General features: G+C 66.8%; 6 protein-coding genes and 2 pseudogenes. 5 read left to right on the top strand and 3 right to left on the bottom strand.

The window, feature by feature from the left end:
* Nucleotides 1–374 (bottom strand): annotated as a pseudogene (locus JWQ05_RS12725) (malto-oligosyltrehalose trehalohydrolase); the annotation flags it as partial.
* A gap of 234 nt (nucleotides 375–608) precedes the next feature.
* On the opposite strand from JWQ05_RS12725, the gene JWQ05_RS12720 reads away from it, so the two are divergent.
* A complete protein-coding gene (locus JWQ05_RS12720; RefSeq protein ID WP_299658811.1) occupies nucleotides 609–815 on the top strand; it encodes a hypothetical protein in 207 nt (68 codons plus the stop codon).
* 38 nt (nucleotides 816–853) lie between these two features.
* Here the strand turns inward: JWQ05_RS12720 and glgX are convergent, their stop codons facing one another.
* Nucleotides 854–2,953, bottom strand: coding sequence for a glycogen debranching protein GlgX (gene glgX, locus JWQ05_RS12715; RefSeq protein WP_299658810.1), 2,100 nt, complete (start codon nucleotides 2,951–2,953; stop codon nucleotides 854–856).
* 68 nt (nucleotides 2,954–3,021) lie between these two features.
* Nucleotides 3,022–4,443, bottom strand: coding sequence for a trehalose-6-phosphate synthase (locus JWQ05_RS12710; RefSeq protein ID WP_299658812.1), 1,422 nt, complete (start codon nucleotides 4,441–4,443; stop codon nucleotides 3,022–3,024).
* A 447-nt stretch (nucleotides 4,444–4,890) separates the two neighbouring features.
* Here JWQ05_RS12710 and JWQ05_RS12705 point away from each other — a divergent pair, with 447 nt between their 5' ends.
* From JWQ05_RS12705 to JWQ05_RS12690, 4 genes and pseudogenes are all read left to right on the top strand, one after another.
* Complete coding sequence (locus JWQ05_RS12705; protein ID WP_299658809.1) at nucleotides 4,891–5,367, top strand: hypothetical protein; 477 nt, start codon at nucleotides 4,891–4,893, stop codon at nucleotides 5,365–5,367.
* Nucleotides 5,368–5,377: 10 nt separating this feature from the next.
* On the top strand, nucleotides 5,378–5,773 hold the full coding sequence (locus tag JWQ05_RS12700) for a phage holin family protein (protein WP_299658808.1): 396 nt from the start codon (nucleotides 5,378–5,380) through the stop codon (nucleotides 5,771–5,773).
* Nucleotides 5,770–6,162 (top strand): DUF3618 domain-containing protein, encoded by a 393-nt coding sequence (locus JWQ05_RS12695; protein WP_299658807.1) that lies wholly within the window; start codon nucleotides 5,770–5,772, stop codon nucleotides 6,160–6,162. Before JWQ05_RS12700 ends, JWQ05_RS12695 begins: the two co-directional genes overlap by 4 nt.
* Before the next feature lie 70 nt (nucleotides 6,163–6,232).
* A pseudogene (locus JWQ05_RS12690) lies at nucleotides 6,233–6,677 on the top strand (hypothetical protein); the annotation flags it as partial.

The following is a 6,677-nucleotide window of genomic DNA, read 5'->3' as shown; positions in this document are numbered from 1 at the left end:
CCCTCCGGCGTCGCGGTCCCGACATGCAGTTCGTAGAGCACGACCTCTTCCCAGGGACGCCCGGTCCACTCGGTGTCGGTCCATTCGTAGGCGCGCGGATCGATGACCTCGCTCAGACCCGAGACGTCGTCCGGCTGGAAGCGCGACGCGGGGTCGGGCACCACCAGATCACCGTCGATGCGGTAGCCGTAGCGGGCGCCGCCCTTGGCGCCTGAAACCGTGGCCTCGCGCCATCCGTCGCCGGTCTCGGGGATTGGATGATCGGTTCCGTCGACGACCAGGACGACGTCCTTCGCGGTCGGTGCCCAGAAGGCGAACCGGACCCCGTCCTTCAGCACTTCGCTACCGAAGGCCATGCTGTGGGCACGCCGCATCAGGCCACCATCTTCCGTGTCTCGAGTTCGCCAGGGTGCCGACCGCGTCCGCCGCACCTTCCAGAAGCCCGCGCGCTCGCCGTTGTTCCCTCAACCGTCACCGTCGAGGTAAGGCGTGGCGGGGATGCGACAACCGAGGCGCGAAAGAGTTTTGTGCGCCGCACCGCCGGCCGGCGCGGGTCCGACATTTGCAAGCCGGCCTTCGGAGCGAACACCAGATCTCGGGAGACGCGAATGAGCGAGCCGGACACGCACTTGGTATTGGCCCGCGCCAAGCTGAACTTCGCCCGAAAGGACCACGGCGAGCGCTGCTGGGACGACGAGTCCGCGATCGCGGACGCGATCCATGGCCGACCCGTCCTGCCGTTGACCACGACGGAGCGCGAGGAATTCCTGGCGCAGGCACGCCATGAATTGCGCCGGGAGCCCCAGTCGGCCTGAATGGGTTTGGCCCCGTCCTCAAAGCGGATGCCGCCCTGTCAGCGGTTATAGGCCGACGCCGGCCGCGCGCGCAGGACGTAGACCGCGCGCGCTTCCAGACGCACGCCGGCCCCAGGCGGAAACAGGGCTTGCCCCGCCGGCACCGCACCGGTCGGCCGCGTGGTATCGAAGATCAGGTTCCAAGGACCGCCGATGACCGGAGCGAGGGTGAAGTCGCAAGGCGTCTCCGCGGCGTTCACGAGGATCAGGAGCCGGTCGGCTTGCGGCAGGTCGTTGCCGATCTGCATGCCGAACGCTTGGCGGTGATCGTCGCCCCAATCGTCTCCCGACATCTCGGCACCACCCGGTGCCAACCAGTGCACATCGCGGAGAGGTCCGTCTCCCACGAGGACGCCGGCGAGGTAATCGCGCCGACGAAGGGCGGGCTGCTCGCGCCGAAGGCGGGTCAGATTGCCGACGAAGGCGGTGAGGCTCGGATCGGGATCGTTCTCCCAGTCCATCCAGCTCGTCGCGTTGTCCTGGGCGTAGGCATTGTTGTTGCCGCCCTGGCTGCGCGAGCGCTCGTCGCCCATCAGCAGCATGGGCACGCCTTGCGCGAGGAATACCGTAGCCAGCAGGTTGCGCTTCTGGCGGGCCCGTAACGTCAGGATCGCCGGATCGTCTGTCTCGCCTTCGACCCCGTAATTGCGCGAGAGGTTGTGACCGTGACCGTCGCGGTTGTCCTCACCGTTGGCGAGATTGTGCTTCTCCTCGTAGGCGACCACGTCCGCGAGCGTGAAACCGTCATGAGAGGCCGCGAAATTGATGCTGGAGAGCGGCCAGCGGCCGGAGGCCGCGAAGATCTCGCGGGAGCCCGAGAGCCCCTGTGTGACCTTGGCGAGGGTGGCGCGATCACCGCGCCAGAAACCCCGGATGCTGTCGCGGAACTGGTCGTTCCACTCGCTCCACCCTCGTGGGTAGCCGCCGAGCTGATACCCCCCGGCGCCGATGTCCCAGGGCTCCGCGATCATCTTCACATGCGCCAGGACGGGGTCCTGGGCCACCGCCTGGAAGAAAGCGGATTTCGGGTTGAAGTCGTGCGGGTTGCGACCGAGACTGCTCGCCAGATCGAAGCGGAAGCCCGCGACGCCGTAGGCCGTCACCCAGTGGCGCAGAGAGTCGAGCACCATCTGCATCACGCGGGGATGGTCGAGGTCGAGGGTGTTGCCGCAGCCGGTGCAATCCACCTCGTGGCGCGGGTTGTCCGGGTTGAGCTTGTAGTAGCTCGCGTTGTCGATGCCCCGGAACGACAGGGTCGGGCCGGTGTGATCCGCCTCCGCCGTATGATTGAAGACGACGTCGAGGATGACCTCGATCTCGGCGGCGGCGAGTTCGCGGATCGCCGCGCGCAGCCCGCCGATGCCGGCGGGTCCCCGATAGCGCGGATCGGCGGCAAAGTAGTTCAGCGGCGAGTAGCCCCAGAAATTGACCAGGCCCTTTTCGACGAGAAAACGGTCGTCGGCGAAGGACTGGATCGGTAGCAATTCAATCGCTGTCACGCCGAGTTTCAGCAGGTGCTCGATGATCGCCGGATGGGCGAGGGCAGCGTAGGTGCCACGCGCCGCCTCGGGCACGTCCGGGTGGGTCTGCGTCAGAGCCTTGACGTGCGCCTCGTAGATCACGGTCTGCGAAAGTGGCCGGCGCACCGGGCTCACCGCGAGATCCGGCAGTTCCGGCGGCGTGACGATGCCGCGCGGCATGAAGGCGGCGCTGTCGCGCCGGTCGATCTGATCCTCGCGCTGGATGCCGCGACGGTGACCGTAGAGGGAATCGTGCCAGCGGATGCGCCCCTGGATGTCGCGCGCATAGGGGTCGAGCAGGAGCTTGGCTGGATTGAAGCGGTGTCCATGCGCCGGGTCCCAGGGTCCGTGGACCCGGTAGCCGTAGAGCTGACCCGGAAAGACGCCGCGCAGGTAGCCGTGCCAGACGTCGTCGGTGCGGCACGGCAGGCGGATGCGACGGGCCTCGTGCCGCTCGCCGGCATCGAACAGGCAGAGATCGACGGCGGTCGCGTTCTGCGAAAACAGGGCGAAATTGACGCCGCGCCCGTCGAAATGCGCGCCAAGGGGTGCCGGCACGCCGTCTTCGACGCCGATCATATTGTCCGATGCGATCAAGAGGCTGACGTCGTCCCGGGTTTTAGGCGCCGCGGGGCGACGCCGGAGAATTATTCCGCAGCGGCTGCGGCACGGGGCGGCTCACGCTCGATCGTCCGGAAGTTCTCGAGTTCCGACATGAAGTTGCGCGCCCACCAGTCGACATCCTCGCGCTTCATGCGCTCGACCATCGGCTTCCAGCGCTCCAGGCGTTCGCCGCGCGGCATGTAGAGCGCCGTGCGGATCGCCTCCGCCACCTCGAACCGGTCGTAAGGGTTGACCACCAGGGCTTCAGGCAATTGCCGCGCCGCGCCCGCGAACTTCGACAGCACGAGCACACCTGGATCCTCGTCGGACTGGGCGACGATGTACTCCTTGGCCACCAAGTTCATCCCGTCGCGCATGGGCGTCACGAGGCCGACCCGGGCCGCGCGGTAGAGGCCCGCCAGCACCGGGCGCGGATAGGCCTTGGTGACGTACTGGATCGGCGTCCAGTTCGGCTCGCCGAGGGTGCCGTTGATGTGGCCGACCTTCTCGTTCACTTCGCGGCTGAGTTCCTCGTATTCGGGGACTTCGGTGCGCGACTTCGGGGTGATCTGGATATAGACGACGTTGCTGCGCTGATCGGGATTGGACGCGAAGAAACGCTCCACCGCTTCCATGCGCTCGGGCACGCCCTTCGAATAATCGAGGCGGTCGACGCCGATGAGAAGCTTGCGCGTCCGCAGGCCCGCCATCGTCTCGCGCACGACGCGGTTCGAGCCGGCATTTTCCGCCGCCTCCTTGAAGCCCGCCACGTCGATGCCGATCGGGAAACTGCGGATGCGGGTGCGACGGCCATCGACCATCAGCGAGCCGCCGCCGAGCGGGATCGCGCGCAACTCGTCGATCAGGTTGCGGGTGAGGTTATGGACGTCCGGATCGGTCTGCAGGCCGATCAGGTCGTAGTCCGCGATCCCGCGCAGCAATTCGTTGCTGGCCGGCAGGGTGTTGAACACGTCCGCCGCCGGCCACGGGATGTGGTGGAAATAGCCGATCGGGTTCGCGATCCCGAGACCGCGCAGTTCCGAGGCGAGGGGCAGCAAATGGTAGTCGTGGACCCAGATGATGTCGTCGTGCTCGATCAGGTTAGCCAGCGCGCGGGCGAAAATACGGTTGACGCGCTGGTACCCGGCGTAATCGGAGCGAGAGAATGCCCCGAGGCCCAGGCGATAATGCATGATGGGCCAGAGCGCGCGGTTGGCGAACCCGCTATAGTATTCGCGATGATCCTGCGGTGACAAATCAACCACAGCGTAACTGACGCGCCCACGATCGATCAGCGTCGGTTCCGTCGAGGGGTCTTCGACGACGTTTCCGCTCCAGCCGAACCAGAGCCCCTCATAGGCGGTGAAGGCTTCCTTGACCGCGACAGCGAGGCCACCGGCCGCCACGGCCTTGCCCCCTTCCTCGGGGATTGCGACGCGGTTCGATACGATGACGAGACGTGCCACGAAGCCGGCTCCGGTCCTCACAGGTCTCACGCAGGTTAAAGCGCGCGACCAGATTGATACATTGGGTGAACGCGCGGAAGCCGAGCGCGATCCGTCGCCGTAGCCAAGCGCGTTCGACCTCCCCGGGTCAAGGGATGAATGTTCGCGTTTCACGGCAAAGGCACATGGTCCGCGGCACCATTTGCCTCGGATCAGCCCGTGCGCCGGCACCTGGCGGGACCGTTTCGGCGTCTTTCGGATCGATGCCCGCCGCTGGCGACGCCAACCGAGCATGTCGATCCGCCGCACACTGCCGCCAACTGCTCCAGCACTTGTCGCGACCACGTCGTTCCGGGTCATCGGCGATCTACAGGCCAGTTGGGAGCGCAGGCGGAACCGTGTCTCTGCCGAGGGTGTTGAAACGTCGCAACAGTCTGCGTCGCCAACCTTCTACCGAGGAGCTATTCCGTGACCGCAAACCAATCCCCAAGCCCGACGGGCGCGGAGCCGGTGAACCCGACGGCCGAATGGAAGGCCCTGCGTGGCGATGTCGAGGGGATCGCGGATGTCGCGGCCGAGCGCGGCCGCAGCTTCGTCGAAGCCGCCCGCGCGCACGCCACCGACTATGTCGACCAGCGAAAGGGCGACGCCGCCCGGTCGGTCAGCGATCTCGCCAAGTCCGTTCGGGAGTCGAGCAAGACCTTCGAGGCTCAGCCCAACATCCGCGCCTTCTTCGACAGCGCCGCCGAGGGTCTCGAGCATCTCGGCACCTCGATCGAGAAGCGCAGCTTCTCGGAGTTCTACGAGGATGCCGAGGCCTTCGCGCGCAAGGCGCCGGTCGCGGTCGCGGTCGCGACGTTCCTGACCGGGTTCGTCGTCGCGCGTTTCATCAAGTCGACCAGCGTGACGCCGCTGAACGACAGCTACTCCGACCGCCGTCTCTGAGGATCGTTGGATGACCACCGGCCCACAAGCCAGCATCCAGGGCCTGATCGGCGACGCCCTGCGGGAAACGAATGAACTTGCGCGGAAGGAGATCGCCCTCTTCCGCAACGAAATGACGAGCAACGTCAGGTCGCTCTTCATCGGGCTCGGCCTGCTCGTCGGTGCCGCCGTTTTCGGCGTCGTCGCTCTCTTCGTCCTCGTGGACGCTCTGGTGAAGTGGCTCGCCACGGTGGTGCATTCCGAGGCTCTCGCGGCCCTGATCGTCGGCGGCGTTCTCCTCGTGGTCGCGGTGGCTCTCGCGTTGATCGGACGCAACGCCATGTCGTTGTCGACCCTGGCGCCGGTCCGGACCTCCCGTCAGGTTCGCGAGGACGCCCGTACGTTGTCTGAGAGGGTGTCGGGATGACCGAGTCGCTGAACGAGCTTGAGAAGGATATCGAGGCGAGCCGTGCCCGCCTCGACCAGACCATCGACCAGATCCAGGAGCGGCTCTCCGTCTCCAGCATCGTCGACGAGATGCTGGGCAATGCCCGCCGGACCCCTCTGAGCGGTGCTTACGACGGGGCGTTGGAAGCGGTTCGGCGCAATCCGGTCCCGGTCCTTCTGATCGCGGCGGGCGTGGGTTGGCTGATCCATCGCATGTCTGGCGACGGCAAGGTTCCCGTGATCCCCAGCCGCGCCCGCCTGACGGCCGAGGGCCTGCCGGTCACCACGACGGGCGCCGACCGCATCTACGATCCCGATCTGCCAACCCAGCATCCGGTCAAGGACCTGACGAACGCTGCGCAGATCTGAGCCCACATCGACCGACCGGGCCTCGTGCCCCGGTCCCCCGAACATCATCGCCGACCTTCAGGAGTGCTCCATGAGTTCCACGCAGAAGCCGGGAGACGAGCATCGTTCGCTCCCCGACGACATCGCCCTCGCGGCGGGCCTGCCCCGAGGTGGACAGGGCGAGGGGCCGCTTCACAGCGCGCCGACCCCGGGCACCTACACCGCCTCGACGCATACCGGCGGCACGCAGACCCACAGCATTCAGAACGAGGGCTCGAAGGCCTCGTCCGTTGCCGACGACCTCAAGTCACGGGCGGCGGATGCCCAATCGAAGGCAGGGGACCTGAAGGACCGCGCTGCGGATGCGGCGCAGGACGCCCGCGAGCGCGTCACCGACACCGTGCAGGACCTGCGCGCCCGCGCATCCAGTGCCGTCGATGATGCCCGAGGCTGGGTCGAAGACACACATAGGTCCGGCCGTCGCCAGATTGGCGACCTCGGCGAGCGCGGCAGCGCCCGCCTCCAGGATGGCCGCT

This window comes from Methylobacterium sp., assembly GCF_028290105.1.
Lineage (GTDB): Bacteria > Pseudomonadota > Alphaproteobacteria > Rhizobiales > Beijerinckiaceae > Methylobacterium.
The sequence above is the reverse complement of the archived record's forward strand: the minus strand, read 5'-3'. Positions and strand labels throughout refer to the sequence as shown.

Excerpts from the sequence above, each read along its gene's own strand:
- JWQ05_RS12720 (WP_299658811.1), top strand. The coding sequence starts at position 609 with ATGAGCGAGCCGGACACGCACTTGGTATTGGCCCGCGCCAAGCTGAAC.
- glgX (WP_299658810.1), bottom strand. The coding sequence starts at position 2,953 with ATGATCGGCGTCGAAGACGGCGTGCCGGCACCCCTTGGCGCGCATTTC.
- JWQ05_RS12700 (WP_299658808.1), top strand. The coding sequence starts at position 5,378 with ATGACCACCGGCCCACAAGCCAGCATCCAGGGCCTGATCGGCGACGCC.
- JWQ05_RS12695 (WP_299658807.1), top strand. The coding sequence starts at position 5,770 with ATGACCGAGTCGCTGAACGAGCTTGAGAAGGATATCGAGGCGAGCCGT.